Source organism: Microbacterium sp. MYb66, from assembly GCF_002979435.1.
Taxonomy (GTDB): domain Bacteria; phylum Actinomycetota; class Actinomycetes; order Actinomycetales; family Microbacteriaceae; genus Microbacterium.
Window position 1 is genome coordinate 151313 of record NZ_PCOV01000008.1, and the last position, 16233, is coordinate 167545.

Genomic DNA, 16233 nt, shown 5'->3' on the forward strand with positions numbered 1-16233 from the left:
GTCAGCCGGAGAAGCGCCCCCACGGGATGTCGCGGCGCAGCGGTGTGCGAATCGGACGCTGCGTCCGGCTCCAGGCCGATGCGGAGGGCTCGTCCGCGACAGCATCGGCGGCCTCCGTCGCGTAGGCCTCGCTGATCACCGCGATCAGAGCAGCGAGCTCCTCCTCGGTGGCCGTCCCGCGCGTGATCTCGAGCATCGGAGCCTCCGGGACCGACGCCTCGACCTGTGCGTTCTGCTCGGTCACAGCGGGATGTTCCCGTGCTTCTTCGGCGGCAGGTCCGCGCGCTTGCCGCGCAGCGAGCGCAGCGCCTTCGCGATCGAGACGCGGGTGTTCGCCGGCTCGATGATTCCGTCGAGCTCACCGCGCTCCGCGGCGAGGAAAGGAGATGCCACATCGTACGTGTACTCGTTGGCGAGCCGGGTGCGCACGGCGGCGACGTCTTCTCCCGCTTCCTCGGCCTTCTTGATCTCACCGCGGTACAGGATGTTGACGGCACCTTGGCCGCCCATGACCGCGATCTCGGCGGTCGGCCACGCAAGGTTCACGTCGGCACCGAGCTGCTTGGATCCCATCACGATGTACGCGCCGCCGTAGGCCTTGCGCAGGATCACGGTGACGAGGGGAACGGTGGCCTCGGCGTAGGCGTACAGCAGCTTGGCGCCGCGACGGATCACGCCCTCCCACTCCTGATCGGTCCCGGGCAGGTAGCCGGGGACGTCGACGAGCGTGACGATCGGGATGGAGAAGGCATCACAGAAGCGCACGAACCGGCTCGCCTTCTCGCCGGCCTCGATGTTCAGGGTGCCGGCCATCTGCGAGGGCTGGTTGGCGATGATGCCGACCGAACGTCCCTCGATGCGTCCGAAGCCGATCACGATGTTCGGAGCGAACAGCGGCTGGACCTCCAGGAAATCGCCCTGGTCGACGACATGCTCGATCACGGTGTGGATGTCGTAGGGCTGGTTCGTGGAGTCCGGGACGATGGTGTTCAGGACGCGATCGGCGTCGGTCGTCTCGAACTCGAAAGCGCTCTCGTACGTGGGCAGCTCGGCCATGTTGTTGTCCGGAAGGAAGCTGAGGAGCGTGCGCGCGTAATCGAGCGCGTCGTCCTCGTCCTCGGCCAGATAGTGCGAGACGCCCGAACGCGTGTTGTGCGTGTACGCGCCTCCGAGCTCCTCCATGCCCACGTCTTCGCCCGTGACGGTCTTGATCACGTCGGGGCCGGTGACGAACATCTGGCTGGTCTTGTCGACCATGATCACGAAGTCGGTGAGGGCGGGGGAGTACACCGCTCCACCGGCGGCCGGGCCCATGATGATCGAGATCTGCGGGATGACACCCGATGCGCGTGTGTTCAGACGGAAGATCTCGCCGTACTTGCCGAGGGCGACGACGCCCTCCTGGATCCGCGCGCCACCCGAGTCGAGAATGCCGATGCACGGCATCCCACCGGCGAGGGCGAACTCCATGATCTTCACGATCTTCTCGCCGGCGACCTCGCCCAGCGAGCCGCCGAAGGTCGAGAAGTCCTGCGAGTACACGGCGACGGTTCGTCCGTTGATGGTGCCGACGCCGGTGACGACCGAGTCGCCGTAGGGGCGGGAGCGGTCCATGCCGAACGCTGTGGTGCGGTGGCGCACGTACTCGTCGAACTCGACGAAGCTCCCCGGGTCGACGAGCAACTGGATGCGCTCGCGGGCAGTCATCTTGCCCTTCGCGTGCTGCTTCTCCTTCGCCTTCGCCTCGGCGTCGACGACGGCCTCGGTGTAGCGAGCGCGCAGGTCCGCGATCTTGCCGGCGGTGGTAAAGAGGTCGGGCTTGTCCGTCACGGATTCCACCCTATCGTCGGGTCGGCTCCGTCTGTTGGATGCTCGGCACAACGGGTCGCGTGATCCTTTGGCGATCCGGGCGCAGTGCGCTCACTCTTCGGTGTCGCCCGCTTCCAATTCCTGGTCCGTCTTCGGCGCCCGCCCGAGGGAGCGCACCTTGCGCCCGGCCCACTCCACGCCGCGGACGGTCGTGCCCGCGGCACCGGCCACCGCATTGCCGGCGTAGCGTGCGCCCCGCAGCATCCGCAGCTCCAGCTTCTCTGCACCGGGCACGGGTTCGAGCTCGAGCGGCAGATCGATGGGTGCGGCGCCGAAGGCCCGGTGAGACGTGGTGAGCACCCGCCGTCCGAGGATGTGGTTGCCCGCGCCTCCGATCGCTGCCCCGATCCCGAACGGCAGGGCCTTGCCGACGACGGAGGCACCGCCCTTCGCGGCGAACTGCTTCACGAACATGCTCTTGAGCTGGTCGACCAGCGGGCCGACGGCGGCACGGGGGAGCGACTTCGTGACGAGCTCGCCCCAGTACGACGATCTGCTCCCGCCCCGACCCGTCACCTGGCCGGCGAGCTGTCCGACCAGGTCGACGCCCTCCTTGCCGAGCATCAGCGTCATCACGAGCGCCCGTGCACGATCCGGATTGGCCACGGCGATGCCGTGGACCTCGGCGACGGACTGGGCGAAGAGCGCCGTCGACTCCACGAAGCCGACGGTCTCCACACCGGACAGCGCGAGAGTGATACCGGTGCCGATGCCCGGAACGACCGCCGTCGCACCGACTGCCGCGCCACCGGTGGTCACCGCGGCGAGGTAGCGCCGCTCCAGGATGCGGATGATCTCGGATGGCGATGCCTGCGGGTTGCGCAGACGGATGCTGCGGATGTGCGCGAGGACGAGCGGGCGCTGGATCGAGAGCACGCGGTCGAGACCGCGCACCATCATCGGATGCTCCGGCGATCCCGACGGAGGCACTCCCTTGTCCCACGGAGCGTCGTCCGGAAGGGAGTGGATCTTGTGCACCTTGGGGGACATGGACTGATCCTAAGGACTCAGCCCGCGAAAACGCCGAAAGCCCGGCTCCGTCAGGGGAGCCGGGCTTTCGGGACGGGTGATCAGACGAACAGGTTCGCCCGCTCGAGGTCTTCTGCGAAGTCGATCTCGACCGCGTACAGGTCGGAGACGTCCATCGGCTCGAGCAGCAGGCCGTCTTCGGCGATCGCGAGCTCGAGGCCGCGCTCGAAGTAGTCCTGGTCCTCGACCCGCTGCAGCTGACGCATGAACGCCTTCTTGTGCGCAGACGAGATGTAGTTGATGCCGACCGCCTCGCCGAGACCGCCCTTGACGGTCTTGGACAGCTCGTTGATGAAGCCCTCGGCGGTGACCGTGTACTTGACCTCTTCGTCACTGACCTTCGAGGTGTTCACAGTCACGAAGGACTGGTCGCGCTCGATGTACTCGAGTGCGCGGCCGAGGATCATCGGGTCGAAGACCACGTCGCCGTTCATCCAGAGCACGCCGCCCTTGCCGGTTGCGCCCAGGGCGCGCAGCAGGCTCTTCGAGGTGTTCGTCTCGTCGTAGCGCTCGTTGTGGACGTAGTTGACATTCGGGAAGGCGTCGATGATGGTCTCGGCGCGGTAGCCCACCACGGTGGTGATGCGCGCGGTCGATCCGAAGGCGGCGCGGATGTTGTCGTGCTGCTGGCCCATGATCGTGCGGCCGTCGCTGAGTTCGGTGAGCGGCTTCGGCAGGGCGCGGCCGAGGCGCGAGCCCATGCCGGCTGCGAGGATGACGGTCTGAAGAGTCACGAGTGCTCCTAAAGGAAGTTGTGTTCACGGTCGATTAACCGACCAGACACTTCGTCGTGCCGCGTTCATGGTAGCGATTCAGGCTGGGAAGCTCGGGGTCAGGGGGCCCCTGTTGTCATTTCGTGATCGAGTACACACCGGACACACAGGGTTCCCGGCGCTGCCGGATCGTATCGGATCTGCGGGATCCGAGGACAGTTTATTGCGCGGCGGCCTTGGCTTGCAGCCACCCATTGATACCGTAGGACGGTGACTGCCTCCCCTGACGACCGCACCGCCCAGGTGGACCAAACCGAAACCTCCCCGGAGAGCTCGTCCGCGAAGAGCGACTCTCCTTCGAAACAGCCTCCGGCATCCGCATCGGCCGCGAAGAAGACGACTGCCGTGCGCACTCCGGCGAAGTCCGCGCAGGCCAAGCGCACGCCCGCCAAGACCTCGGCGGCGAAGACTGCTGCGTCGAAGTCCGCAGCGTCCAAGGCCGGGGCGTCGAAGAGCACAGCGTCGAAGACGGCGGCCCCGAAGACGGCGGCCGCGAAGACGACAGCCGCGAAGACGGCTGCATCGAAGGCCGCGGCGGAGAAGGCGGCCCCGACCGGTGAGGTCGTGGTGGAGCCCGCTCCGAAGGCGTCGATCGACGTGACTGTCGAGAAGAGCGGGTCGGCCGGCGCGCCCGCGCGCACAGCCGCCGCCGCCCGGGCAGCTGCCGCGAAGAACACGGCGGCGCGCACCACAGCCTCGAAGGCGTCTGCTTCGTCGTCTCGGACGACGGCTGTGCGGGTCGCAGCTCCACGGGCTGCCGTCGCCGGTCAGACGAAGGCTTCGGAGTCGAGCGTGACACCGAAGCCGGCGGCGAAGTCGGCGGGGGCGAAGACCACGGCCGCGAAGACCACCGCCGCGAAGACTGCTGCCGCGAAGACCGCTGCCGCGAAGGCTGCGGCGTCCAAGACCACCGCTCGGTCGGCGGCTGCGAAGTCGACGTCCGCGAAGGCTGCCGCTGCGAAGGCGGCTGCCACGAAGGCGGCGACGGCGAAGGCGGCTGCGGCGAAGGCTGCAGAGGAACAGGCCGCGCTGGCGAAGGCCGCTGACGAAGAGGCCGCACGCGACGCGGCACCGCGTCCGACCGTCGAGCCGGAGGCCGGTGTCGTCGAGGTGGAGCCCTTCGCTCTGACGGCGGACGAGCCGAGTGCCCCGGGCATCGTCGAGGTGCCACTGGTCGAGACTCCCGAGATCGCGGACCGTCCGGAGCCGGCGGAGACCGTCGCCGCAGCGGCGATCGAATCCCCCCCCGCCGAGGCGGACACCCCCGCCCAGGCAGACACGGTCGCCGAGGCCGTCGGAGACGTCGACGACGCCTCGGGAGCCGTGGCGATCAGCATCCGCGGTCTGGTCAAGCAGTTCGGCGACAACCGGGCGGTCGACGGCATCGATCTGACCGTCCCCGCCGGGTCGTTCTACGGGATAGTCGGCCCCAACGGAGCGGGAAAGACGACCACTCTCTCCATCGTCGCGGGCCTCCTTCGCGCGGACGAGGGCAGCGTCGTGATCTGCGGCATCGATCAGGCGGCACATCCGCTGGGCGCCAAGCGGGTGATGGGCGTGCTGCCTGATCGGCTGCGGACCTTCGACCGCCTCACCGGGCGCCAACTCCTCTACTACTACGGGCTGCTGCGCGGTCTCGCCGCGGATGTCATCGAGAAGCGCGCCGCCGATCTCGCTCGCGCCTTCGATCTCGGCGACGCCCTCAGCCGCGTCGTGTCGGACTACTCGGCCGGTATGACGAAGAAGATCATGCTTGCGGGAGCGATGATCCACTCACCCCGCGTACTCGTCCTCGACGAGCCCTTCGAATCGGTCGACCCCGTCTCCTCGGCGGTCATCCTCGACATCCTGCGCGCCTATGTCTCGCACGGTGGCACTGTCATCCTCTCGAGCCACGGCATGGACCTCGTGGAGCGCGTCTGCTCTCGTGTCGCGATCATCGTCGGCGGCGAGGTGCTCGCCGAGGGCACGATCGACGAGGTACGCGCGGGGCAGACGCTCGAGGCGCGTTTCGTCGAGCTCGCCGGTTCCAGCGGAGAGGTGGAGGGGCTCGAGTGGCTGCACACGTTCTCCGACTGAGGTTCGCGCTCCTCCTCGGCTCGTTGCGCGGCGACCGTCGGGTTCGAACCTTCGTCACGTTCGGGGCGATCATCGCCGTCACCATCGTGGTGTGCCTCGCGGTCTTCAGCCTCGCGGCGGCCCCGGTCCCCGTCGCCCGGGCCGTCACCGTGCTCGGCGGCGCGGCGCTGCTCCTCGGGTTCCTCATCGGCCCGATCCTCGTCGGCGCGGTCGACCAGCTCGATCCCCGACGATTCGCCGTGTTCGGCGTGGACGAGCGACAGATGCCGTGGGTTCTCACACTGGCCGCCTTCGTCAGCGTGCCGAGCCTCGCGCTCGTCGCCGTCTATGCGAGCGTGTGCATCGTCGCGATCGGAGCGGGCGCACCCTGGCCTCTCGCGGTTCTGATGACGCTGATCGGTGTGATCACGACAGTGCTCACGTCCCGGATCGGAATGGCGATCAATGCGCTGATCCTGCCCGAGCGCCGCTCGCGGGAACTCACCGCGCTGTTCGCCCTCGCGCTGATCGTGATCGCCTTCCCCGTCGCGGTGTTCTTCGGATCGCTGCGTTGGGACGGTCACGTGCCTGAATCGCTCGCCGCCCTGACGGCCGCGATCGGATTCAGCCCGCTCGCAGCATCTCCGGCATTCCTCTTCGCAGCCGCAGCGGGGTCGACCGCAGTGGCGTGGACGAGTGGAATCGTCGCCGTCCTCACGCTCGGACTGCTCTGGGTGGCATGGAGCTGGCTCGTCCGACGTCTGCTGACGACCACGGAACGTCCCGTCACCTCAAGGGAGCGCACCGGCCTGGGCTGGTTCGGTCTGCTGCCCTCGAACGCGTTCGGTGCGATCGCCTCCCGCAGCCTCGTGTACTGGCTTCGGGATCGCCGGTACATCATGAACATCATCGTGGTGCCGGTGGCCGGCGTGCTCACCGTGCTGCCGCTCATCGTCGCCGGCGTCCCTCTCGAGGTCGCCGCTCTCGTGCCGGTGCCGGTGATGGCGCTGTTCTTCGGCTGGCTGCCGCACAACGACGTGGCCTATGATTCCACGGCTCTGTGGACGCACGTGGCGAGCGGCGTCCGTGGTCTCCCCGACCGGTTGGGGCGTCTCGTCCCGGTCCTGCTCGTGGCGATCCCCGTCCTCGCGATCGCGGTGCCCCTCTCGCTCCTCATGGTCGGGGATTGGAGTCTGCTGCTGCCGCTCGGCGGCGTCGCCGCAAGCCTGCTCTTCTCCGCGCTCGGAATATCCAGCATCGTCTCGGTGGTGGCTCCGTACGCGGTGTCGCGGCCCGGTGACAGCCCGTTCCAACAGCCGCAGCGGCCGGCATCACGCGGCATCTACGGACCGGCGGCTGCGTTCCTCGGGGCGATCGTGTTCAGTGTGCCGACGATCTGGTTGTTCGCCGCGACGATCATCAGCGGGTCCGCCTACGCGCCCGCCACGTTCTGGGTCGGACTCTTCATCGGGCTGGCGGTACTCGCCGCGGGTGCGGTCATCGGCGGTCGCATCTTCGAGCGCAGCGGGGAACGTCTCATGGAGTTCGTCGAGACCGCATGACGGCCGCCCGCGAGCGGCTCCGCGCCGCTAGACTCTCGGGATGAGTACTCCGCTGGACAGCCCCGATCAGGGCGGCGTGGCAACGCTTGATCGCGAACTGGAAGAGCTTCTCCGCGAGGAGAATCTCGAGCCGGGCGACCATGAGCGCTTCTCGCATTATGTGAAGAAGGACAAGATCCTCGAGTCCGCGATCACCGGGAAGCCGGTGCGGGCACTGTGCGGCAAGAAGTGGACGCCGGGCCGCGACCCGGAGAAGTTCCCGATCTGCCCCACGTGCAAGGAGATCTACGAGTCGATGGTCGGCTGACGTCAGTCGGCCTCGACGTACACGGTGGGAATCGCCGGGTCGGACTTGCTGAGCGCGAGCGCGCGCACCGGAAGCTCCTCCCGAACGCGCAGGTGATGAGCCCGCGCGGATGCCGTCCCCTCGGCGCCTTCGTGGGCCGTATCGATTTCGCCTGCTTCGACGAAGGTCACTTGCAGAGCGCGTCCGTCGGGGTGCTCGCCCGGGGTGTCCAGTTCCTCGAAGCCGTCCGAGACGACGACGGTCTCCGCAGAGGCCACGCCGTCGACGAGCGTGCGGAACGCGGCCTTGCGCCCCCCGTATGAGGCCTTGTCGGCGGACGCCTTGGCGACACCGATCCATGCCCCCGATGCATCCTGCCGAGCGACCAGCTTGTAGACCATGCTCGCCGTGGGGTAGCCGGACCCGGTGACCACCGATGTTCCGACGCCGTAGGCGTCGACAGGGGAGGCAGCGAGAGCCGCGATCGCGTACTCGTCGAGATCGCTGGTCACGGTGATGCGCGTGCCGGTCGCACCGAGCTCGTCGAGCTGTGCACGCACATCGCCGGCGACGATCGGGAGATCGCCGGAGTCGATGCGGACCCCGCCGAGCTCTGTGCCGGCGACCCGGATCGCGAGTTCGACACCGTTCCTGATGTCGTAGGTGTCGACGAGCAGAGTCGTGCCGACGCCCATGCTCTCGACCTGCGAGCGGAACGCCTCCTCCTCGGTATCGTGCAGCAGGGTCCAGGAGTGGGCGGCCGTTCCCATCGTGGGGATGCCCCAGCTCCGGCCTGCTTCGAGATTGCTGGTCGCCCCGAACCCCGCGATGTACGCGGCGCGTGCCGCGGCGACGGCTGAGCGCTCGGCGGCGCGGCGGGAGCCCATCTCCGCCAGGGGACGCTCGCCGGCGGCGATGCTCATGCGCGACGCGGCGGTGGCGACGGCGGAATCGTGGTTCAGGACGCTCAGGGCGAGGGTCTCGAGCACCACGGCGTCTGCGAACGTCCCTTCCACGGTGAGGATGGGGGAGCCCGGGAAGTAGAGCTCGCCCTCGCGATAGCCGCGGATCGATCCGGTGAAGCGGTAGTCCTCGAGGTGCTTGATCGACGCCGCATCGACGACTTCCTCGTCCCGGAGGAACCGCAGCTCGTCTTCGCCGAACCGGAAGTCGCGAAGCAGTCCGAGGAGGCGCCCGGTGCCGGCGACGACGCCGAAACGACGTCCTCCGGACAATCGGCGGGAGAAGAGCTCGAAGACGCTCGGACGGAACGCCGTTCCGTCCCGGAGAGAGGCGGCGAGCATGGTCAGCTCGTAGCGGTCGGTGAGCAGCGCCGTCGACGTGGTCATGCGCTCAGCTTAGTGAGCGTGCTGATGCGCACGGCGGCTCGCGCGCGGGTAGGCTGGGGAGTCATGAATGACGCGCCGATCGGGATCTTCGACTCCGGTGTCGGCGGGCTCACGGTGGCGCGGGCCATCCGGGCCCAGCTGCCCCGTGAGTCGTTCGTCTACATCGGCGACACCGCGCATTCGCCCTACGGGCCCAAGCCCATCGCCGACGTGCGCCGCTACTCGCTCGAGGTGCTCGACACGCTCGTCGAGCAGGGCGTGAAGATGCTGGTGATCGCCTGCAACACGGCATCCGCCGCCATGCTCCGCGACGCGCGCGAGCGGTACGACATCCCGGTCGTCGAGGTGATCGGTCCCGCCGTCCGCCGCGCGGTCTCCACGACACGCAACGGACGCGTCGGAGTGATCGGCACGGTCGGTACGATCGGGTCCCGCGCGTACCAGGACATGCTCGAGGTGAACGAGCGACTGCGGGTCTTCACTGCGGCTTGCCCACGGTTCGTCGAGTTCGTCGAGGCAGGCATCACCGGCACCCCCGAGGTGCTCGCCATCGCGGAGGAGTACCTCGCGCCGCTGCGGGATGCCGACGTCGACACTCTCGTGCTCGGGTGCACGCACTACCCGTTCCTGCGCGGCGCCATCAGCTACGTCATGGGCGAGGGCGTCACCCTCGTCTCCAGCGATGACGAGACCGCGGGCGACGTCTACCGCCAGTTGGTGCGGGGCGACCTGCTCGCCTCGCCCGATGCGACGGCGACCTACGTCTACGAGGCCACCGGTGCTTCGACCGACGACTTCACCGCGCTGGCGAACCGTCTGATGGGACGGGAAGTCCGCGATGTGCAGCTCGTGCAGACGGGCGTCATCACGCTTCCCGACGCCGTTCTCGAGTGAACCGTCCGCGAATCCTTCCGACCTGATTTCCCCACCCCTACCCGAGAGAAGCACATGACCGACATCGTCCGCGTCGACGGCCGTTCCACTGATCAGCTGCGCGAGATCACCATCGAGCGCGGCTGGAGCGCACAGGCCGAGGGATCGGCACTGATCAGCTTCGGCGGCACCAAGGTGCTGTGCACGGCGTCCTTCACCAACGGCGTGCCGCGCTGGCTGACCGGGAAGGGCAAGGGCTGGGTCACGGCCGAGTACGCCATGCTTCCCCGAGCCACGAACAGCCGCAACGACCGCGAGAGCGTGAAGGGCCGCATCGGCGGACGAACCCACGAGATCTCCCGCCTCATCGGGCGTGCGCTTCGCGCCGTCGTCGACACCAAGGCGCTCGGCGAGAACACGATCGTCATCGACTGCGACGTGTTGCAGGCGGACGGCGGCACCCGGACCGCAGCCATCACCGGCGCCTACGTCGCTCTGGCCGACGCGATCGAGTGGGGTCGCGAGAAGAAGTTCATCGGCAAGAACTCCACACCGCTGCTCGACTCCGTCGCCGCAGTGTCAGTCGGGATCATCGACGGCGAGCCCATGCTCGATCTGGCATACACCGAGGACGTCCGCGCTGAGACCGACATGAACGTCGTCGTCACCGGGCGCGGACTGTTCGTCGAGGTGCAGGGAACGGCGGAGGGTGCCCCCTTCGACAAGCGCGAACTGGACGCGCTGCTCGAGCTCGGCCTGGCCGGATGCGACGACCTGAAGGGCATGCAGCTCGCCGCGTTGGCGGGGGAGTGACGATGCAGGTCGTCCTTGCGACACACAACCCGCACAAGGTCGCGGAGTTCCAGCAGATCGTGGCGCAGGCGCGTCCGGACCTCGAGGTCATCGGATACGACGGCCCCGAGCCCGTGGAAGACGGCGTGACCTTCGCGTCGAACGCGCTCATCAAGGCGCGGGCGGCTGCGGCGCACACGGGTCTCGCGGCCCTCGCTGACGACTCGGGCATCTGCGTCGACGTGCTCGGCGGCTCGCCCGGAGTGTTCTCCGCGTACTGGGCGGGGCAGAAGAAGGACGCGGCGGCGAATCTCGAGCTGCTGCTCGATCAGCTCCGTGACATCGCCGACCCGCATCGGGCCGCTCACTTCACCTCGACGATCGCGCTCGTCCTGCCGGATGGACGCGAGCACGTCGTGGAGGGACGGTGGCCGGGGCGCCTGGCGCATGCGGCCGCGGGAGCAGGCGGGTTCGGCTACGATCCCATCTTCATTCCGGAGGGCCAGCCCGAAGGGGAGGCACGCTCGGTGGGCGAGTTCACGTCCGAGGAGAAGCAGTCGCAGTCGCATCGTGCCCGTGCTTTCGCCGAGCTGGTGCCGCTGCTCGCCGCGCTCTGACCAGAGGTGACCGCGAGGAACCGCTGCTGAAGCTGAGAATCGTTACCCTTCCCGACTAGGTGGGACCCGCCTCCTGAGCCGGTTTCCCGGTCTAGCCTGGGGGCATGCACGATCACGCACCTGCCCCCGGCGGCATCCGTTCGGCCGGCAGTCGACGCCTGCTGGCGATCTCGCTGTCCCTGACTGCGACGGTGATGATCGTGCAGGTCGTCGGCGCGATGCTCACCGGCTCGCTCGCGCTGCTGGCGGACGCCGCACACATGTTCACGGACGCCTCGGCGCTCGTGATCGCCCTCATCGCCGCGACCGTCGCCGCACGACCTGCCGATGATCGGCGCACCTTCGGGTACCAGCGCGCCGAGGTGTTCGGAGCCCTGATCAACGCCGTCATCCTGATCGGCCTGGCGACCTGGGTCGCGATCGAAGGCATCGGGCGGCTCATGGATCCCGGAGAGGTCGAGGTCGCGGGTGGGCTCATGCTCGTCGTCGCCATCGTCGGCCTGCTTGCGAATGCCATCTCGATGTGGCTGCTGAGCCGCGCGCAGCGCACCAGCATCAACGTGCGCGGCGCCTACCTCGAGGTGATGGGCGACCTGATCGGTTCGGCGGCCGTCATCGTGGCGGCGATCGTCATCCTGGTGACCGGGTGGATGCCGGCGGATGCCGTCGCCTCGCTGTTCATCGCGGCGATGATCATCCCGCGCGCGATCTCCCTCCTGCGAGAGGTGTTCTCGGTCCTCGCCGAGTCCGCGCCGAAGGGTACGGCCGTGAGCGAGATCCGCACGCACCTGCTCGGCTACGAGGGCGTCGTCGGTGTGCACGACGTGCACGTCTGGCAGCTGACCCGAGGGGCGCCCGTCTTCACGGCACACGTCAGCATCGAACCGGCGCTGTTCGCGGACGGACGGTCGACGCAGCTGCTCACCGAGATGCAGGCGTGCCTCGCCGATCATTTCGACGTGGAGCACTCCACCTTCCAGATCGAGCCCGCCGAGCAGTCGGACTGCGAACCGCACCACGCCTGATCGCTTCCGTCGCGGCGCGGTCAGCTCTCGACGACGATCTCTTCCGGGCTCTTGTCGGGCCGCAGTCCCCGCCACCTGGCGTGTCGGAGGACGCCGTCCGGTGTCCAGTTGGCGAACTCGACCTCTCCGACGAGGTCGGGGCGAACCCAGAGTGCGTCGGATGCGTCCGGAGCAGGAACCCCGTCGAGGGGTGCGGCGCTCACCCGGAGCGGCTCGAGCCGCTCCAACAGGTCTCGCAGAATCCGGTCGGTGAATCCGGTGCCCACCCGGCCCACGTACCTCAGCCCGCCCCGACCCCGCGCGGGATCGGGCACTGCGAGCAGCAGCGAGCCGAGCGTGCTCTCGCGGTCGCCCTTGCCCGGACGGATCCCGACGAGCACGACCTCCTGCATCCGGGTGTGCTTGAGCTTCAGCCAGGAGGGGGAACGCTGCCCGGGCCGGTACCTCGACGCCGGATCCTTGACCACGACACCCTCCAGGCCGAACTCTCGACTCGCCGCCAGCGCCGCGTCGACGTCGTCGAACACCGGCGGGATCTGCAGGGGAGCGTCGACGCCGGAGATCACGTCTTCCAGCAGCGTCCGGCGCTCTCGCAGAGACATGGATGTGAGGTCGTGGCCGTCGAGGCGGAGCAGATCGAACAGCATGTACACGATCGGCGTGCGGACGACCTCGCGTTCGATCTCCCGAGGGCGGGTGAGGTGCATCCGGTTCTGGAGCAGCGAGAAGCTGGGTCGGCCTTGGGCGTCGAAGGCCACGATCTCTCCATCGACGACGGCGTCCGCGACCGGCAGGAAGGGAGCGCCGTCTGCGGTGAGTTCGGGATACCGTGCCGTGATGTCGGTGCCGCCGCGGGCGTGCAGCAGCATCCGTCCGTCCGTCCAGGTGCCCATCGCCCGGATGCCGTCCCATTTCACCTCGACCCAGGAGGGGTCGCTCAGCGCGCGCGCGACCCCGGGGGTGCTGTTCTCGGCGAGCATCGGCGCCATCGTGGCCGCGATCGGGGTGGAGATCGGCGCAGGAGACGTCGGGGGATATCGGTGGGAGCGATGGGTCTTCGCGGGTTGCGGAAGCGGAGCCATGGCCGGCGGGCGGAGCGTCGAGAGCGGATCGAAGCCCCGGGCGGCGCGTGCGAGCACCTCGTCCAGATCGAGCTGGGAGAGGTCCGGATCGTCGAGCTCGTCCCAGGTGCGGGGAGCCGCGACCCACGGCTGCGCACGGCCGCGGAGCGAGTACGGCGAGATCGTCGTCTTCTTCCCGTTGTTCTGGCTCCAATCCAGGAACACCTTGCCGCCGCGGACCGCCTTGGCCATCACGCTGGTGGCGAGGTCGGGATGATCGCTCTCGATCAGTCGCGCCAGTTCCTTGACCACTGCGGAGACCTCATCGCTCGTCTGCTCGCCCGGAAGTGCAGCGTAGAGATGGATGCCTTTGCTTCCGCTCGTCACGGGCAGCGGATCCAGAGCCATGCCGGTCAGGACTTTCCGCGCGATGCGGGCGACCTCCGCGCACTGGGCGAGCCCGACTCCGGGTCCCGGGTCGAGGTCGAGCACGAGTCGATCGGGGCGACCGGGCAGGCCGTCGGGGGAGAACCGCCATTGCGGCACGTGCAGCTCGATCGCGGCGACCTGCGCGAGCCACACCAGGGTGGGCACGTCCTCGACGAGGGGGTACTCCTTGGGCCCGTCCGAGTGCTCGATCGCCTGGCGGGGGATCCACGACGGTGCCCCGGGCTCGAGCTGCTTCGTGAAGAACGCATCGGCCGGAGCGTCCGCCGTGCCCACGCCCTCGACCCAGCGCTTGCGGGTGACGGGACGTCCGTCGAGGAGCGGGAGGAGGAGGGGAGCGATGGCGGTGTAATACGCGATGACCTCGCCTTTGGTCGTAGCGGTTTCGGGGTAGACGACCTTGTCGAGGTTCGTCACCCGCAGGCGGCGACCGTCGACCTGCACGATCTGCCCTTGTCCGACCATGCAGCCAGCGTAGTCAAGGGACTGGCCCGGGCGGTTCCGCCTGGTGTTCACTGGTGACATGAGGACGATCTGGAAAGGCGCCCTGACGTTCGGGCTCGTGAACGTTCCGGTCAAGGTGTACTCCGCGACCGAGGACCACGACGTGCCGCTGCATCAGGTGCATGAGAAGGACGGCGGCCGCATCCGTTACCAGCGCACCTGCGAGGTCTGCGGCGAGACGGTGGCCTACGCGGACATCGACCGTGCCTACGTCGACGAGGGCCAGACCGTGGTGCTCACGAAGGACGATCTCGCGGCGCTGCCCGCCGAGAAGAGCCGGGAGATCGACGTGGTGGAGTTCGTGCCGTCCGACCAGGTCGATCTGCTCACGCTCGACAAACCGTATTACCTCGAGCCGGACTCGAAGTCTCCCAAGGCATACGTTCTGTTGCGGAAGACGCTGGAGCAGACCGACCGAACCGCGATCGTGCGGTTCACGCTGCGCCAGAAGACGCGGCTCGCCGCACTCCGCGTGCGCGGGAAGGTGCTCGTGCTGCAGACGTTGCTGTGGGCCGACGAGGTGCGCGAAGCAGCGTTCCCGGCCCTGGACGAGGACGTGCGGATCTCGAAGAAGGAGCTCGAGCTTTCGGCATCCCTCGTCGACAGCTACTCGGCCGACTTCGATCCCGAGGCCTTCGTCGACGAGTACCAGAAGGAGCTCCGCACCCTCATCGACGCCAAGATCGAGGCGGGCGACACGTTCGATGTGGCGGAGACGTTCGGAGAAGCCGAGAAGGCTGCCGAGGGCGGCGAGGTCATCGACCTGATGGAGGCGCTCCGCGCGAGTGTCGCCCGTTCCAAGGAGGAGCGGGCCAAGAGCGCGGGCTGAGCCGACGAGGACAGGAGGTCGGCTCGCGCCGGATGATCAGTGCTTGCCGTCGCCGTCCAGGTCGGGGGCGCGATCGAACACGTCGGCGTCGAGGACGAGGTCCTGGGCCTCTTCGGCATCCGTGACGACGTCTTCGCCGGCGGCTGCGGCCTTCTTCGCCTTGTGGCGCTCGGAGAAGTAGTGCCAGAGGGTGATCAGTGCGGTTCCGCCGACTGCGGCGAGGAGGATCAGGTCGATGTAGTCCTCGACGAAGCGGGCCACCGGGGGGATGAATCCGATCGCGTAGCCGAACATCGTCAGGCCGAAGCCCCAGAGGATGGCGCCGATGAGGTTGTACAGCGTGTACCGGCGCCAGGGCATGTGGCCCACCCCGGCGGCGACCGGCGCGAAGGTGCGCACGATCGGGACGAAGCGGGCGAGGATCACGGTGATGCCGCCGAAGCGCTCGAAGAAGGCGTTCGTGCGCTCCACGTTCTTCTTGCTGAAGAGACCGGACTCCTTGCGTTCGAAGATGGCGGGCCCGCCCTTGTGGCCGATGAAGTAGCCGACCTCTCCGCCCACGAACGCCGCCAGACCGATCAGGAGGGCGACGATCCAGACGTTGATCCCGAAGACACCGTGTTCGGAGGCGCCGATCGGGTGGGAGAGCAGCCCCGAGATCACGAGCAGAGTGTCGCCCGGAAGGAGGAAGCCGACGAGCAGTCCCGTTTCAGCGAACACGATGAAGCACACCACCAGGAGTGCCCAGGGGCCCGCCGCGCCGATGATCGTCTGGGGGTCGAGCCAGGGGATGAGAGCGGTCGGCGCGTGCAGCATGGATTCGAGCACTGAGGGAGTCCCGTCGGTCTTGATTGGTCGGCGGTGTAGCTGAGCGACGGTGCGGCGGCCGGAGATGGGCGCCATCGTCTCTCGTGCGGAAGGTGGGACTTGAACCCACACGCCCTGGGGCACAGGAACCTAAATCCTGCGTGTCTGCCAATTCCACCACTCCCGCGCGGTGGAATCAGTCTACTGACCGCCGAAACCGCGTGTCTGGGGATCAGCCCGCAGTTCGCGGGCCACGACCGATGGCTCCTGGGTCACGCCTGAGGCGTCGAGGGCGGGATGCCGGGTTCGGCCGGGTTGGGGGCGAGCGGTTCCGCCGGGTGGGGTGCGAGGG

16 protein-coding genes and 1 tRNA gene are annotated in these 16233 nt (G+C 68.2%); 8 read left to right on the forward strand and 9 right to left on the reverse strand.

Annotation, left to right across the window (positions count from 1 at the left end):
* Nucleotide 1 precedes the first annotated feature (1 nt).
* From CQ045_RS15450 to CQ045_RS18950, 5 genes are all read right to left on the reverse strand, one after another.
* The gene (locus tag CQ045_RS15450) at nt 2-244 is read right to left on the reverse strand and encodes an acyl-CoA carboxylase subunit epsilon (RefSeq protein ID WP_308737023.1); all 243 of its coding nucleotides are present in this window, start codon (nt 242-244) and stop codon (nt 2-4) included.
* The gene (locus CQ045_RS15455) at nt 241-1830 is read right to left on the reverse strand and encodes an acyl-CoA carboxylase subunit beta (protein WP_374955029.1); all 1590 of its coding nucleotides are present in this window, start codon (nt 1828-1830) and stop codon (nt 241-243) included. The genes CQ045_RS15450 and CQ045_RS15455 overlap by 4 nt, the downstream gene beginning before the upstream one ends.
* 90 nt (nt 1831-1920) lie before the next feature.
* Complete coding sequence (locus CQ045_RS15460; RefSeq protein ID WP_105725297.1) at nt 1921-2859, reverse strand: hypothetical protein; 939 nt, start codon at nt 2857-2859, stop codon at nt 1921-1923.
* An 80-nt stretch (nt 2860-2939) separates the two neighbouring features.
* Complete coding sequence (locus CQ045_RS15465) at nt 2940-3632, reverse strand: NTP transferase domain-containing protein (RefSeq protein ID WP_105725300.1); 693 nt, start codon at nt 3630-3632, stop codon at nt 2940-2942.
* Between the two features lie 98 nt (nt 3633-3730).
* Nucleotides 3731-4360: a hypothetical protein gene (locus tag CQ045_RS18950; RefSeq protein ID WP_219844439.1), complete on the reverse strand. Its 630-nt coding sequence runs from the start codon at nt 4358-4360 to the stop codon at nt 3731-3733.
* Between the two features lie 103 nt (nt 4361-4463).
* Here CQ045_RS18950 and CQ045_RS15480 point away from each other — a divergent pair, with 103 nt between their 5' ends.
* From CQ045_RS15480 to CQ045_RS15490, 3 genes are read left to right on the forward strand one after another with little or no spacing between them, the layout of a single operon-like run.
* Nucleotides 4464-5750, forward strand: a complete 1287-nt coding sequence (locus CQ045_RS15480) for an ABC transporter ATP-binding protein (RefSeq protein WP_258131094.1) — start codon at nt 4464-4466, stop codon at nt 5748-5750.
* Nucleotides 5726-7291: a hypothetical protein gene (locus CQ045_RS15485; protein ID WP_105725303.1), complete on the forward strand. Its 1566-nt coding sequence runs from the start codon at nt 5726-5728 to the stop codon at nt 7289-7291. The genes CQ045_RS15480 and CQ045_RS15485 overlap by 25 nt, the downstream gene beginning before the upstream one ends.
* 40 nt (nt 7292-7331) lie before the next feature.
* Nucleotides 7332-7598, forward strand: coding sequence for a DUF3039 domain-containing protein (locus CQ045_RS15490; RefSeq protein WP_028503536.1), 267 nt, complete (start codon nt 7332-7334; stop codon nt 7596-7598).
* A 2-nt stretch (nt 7599-7600) separates the two neighbouring features.
* On the opposite strand, the gene CQ045_RS15495 is transcribed toward CQ045_RS15490, so the two are convergent.
* The gene (locus tag CQ045_RS15495) at nt 7601-8926 is read right to left on the reverse strand and encodes a nicotinate phosphoribosyltransferase (protein WP_105725305.1); all 1326 of its coding nucleotides are present in this window, start codon (nt 8924-8926) and stop codon (nt 7601-7603) included.
* A 63-nt stretch (nt 8927-8989) separates the two neighbouring features.
* On the opposite strand from CQ045_RS15495, the gene murI reads away from it, so the two are divergent.
* The 4 genes from murI to CQ045_RS15515 all read left to right on the forward strand — a co-directional run bounded on the left by murI (nt 8990) and on the right by CQ045_RS15515 (nt 12233).
* A complete protein-coding gene (murI, locus tag CQ045_RS15500; RefSeq protein ID WP_105725307.1) occupies nt 8990-9820 on the forward strand; it encodes a glutamate racemase in 831 nt (276 codons plus the stop codon).
* 54 nt (nt 9821-9874) lie between these two features.
* Nucleotides 9875-10612, forward strand: coding sequence for a ribonuclease PH (rph, locus tag CQ045_RS15505; protein WP_105725309.1), 738 nt, complete (start codon nt 9875-9877; stop codon nt 10610-10612).
* Between the two features lie 2 nt (nt 10613-10614).
* Nucleotides 10615-11208 (forward strand): RdgB/HAM1 family non-canonical purine NTP pyrophosphatase, encoded by a 594-nt coding sequence (gene rdgB / locus CQ045_RS15510; protein WP_105725311.1) that lies wholly within the window; start codon nt 10615-10617, stop codon nt 11206-11208.
* A 104-nt stretch (nt 11209-11312) separates the two neighbouring features.
* Entirely contained in the window at nt 11313-12233 is a 921-nt protein-coding gene (locus CQ045_RS15515; RefSeq protein WP_105725313.1) for a cation diffusion facilitator family transporter, read from the forward strand.
* 20 nt (nt 12234-12253) lie between these two features.
* Here CQ045_RS15515 and ligD read toward each other — a convergent pair whose 3' ends face one another.
* Nucleotides 12254-14206 carry a non-homologous end-joining DNA ligase gene (gene ligD / locus CQ045_RS15520; RefSeq protein WP_105725315.1) on the reverse strand — a complete coding sequence of 651 codons (1953 nt, stop codon included), beginning with the start codon at nt 14204-14206 and terminating at the stop codon, nt 12254-12256.
* Between the two features lie 58 nt (nt 14207-14264).
* Here ligD and CQ045_RS15525 point away from each other — a divergent pair, with 58 nt between their 5' ends.
* Complete coding sequence (locus tag CQ045_RS15525; RefSeq protein ID WP_105725317.1) at nt 14265-15074, forward strand: Ku protein; 810 nt, start codon at nt 14265-14267, stop codon at nt 15072-15074.
* Nucleotides 15075-15110: 36 nt separating this feature from the next.
* On the opposite strand, the gene CQ045_RS15530 is transcribed toward CQ045_RS15525, so the two are convergent.
* Complete coding sequence (locus CQ045_RS15530) at nt 15111-15890, reverse strand: DedA family protein (protein WP_181156598.1); 780 nt, start codon at nt 15888-15890, stop codon at nt 15111-15113.
* 96 nt (nt 15891-15986) lie between these two features.
* Nucleotides 15987-16068, reverse strand: a tRNA-Leu gene (locus CQ045_RS15535).
* Nucleotides 16069-16233: the final 165 nt, after the last annotated feature.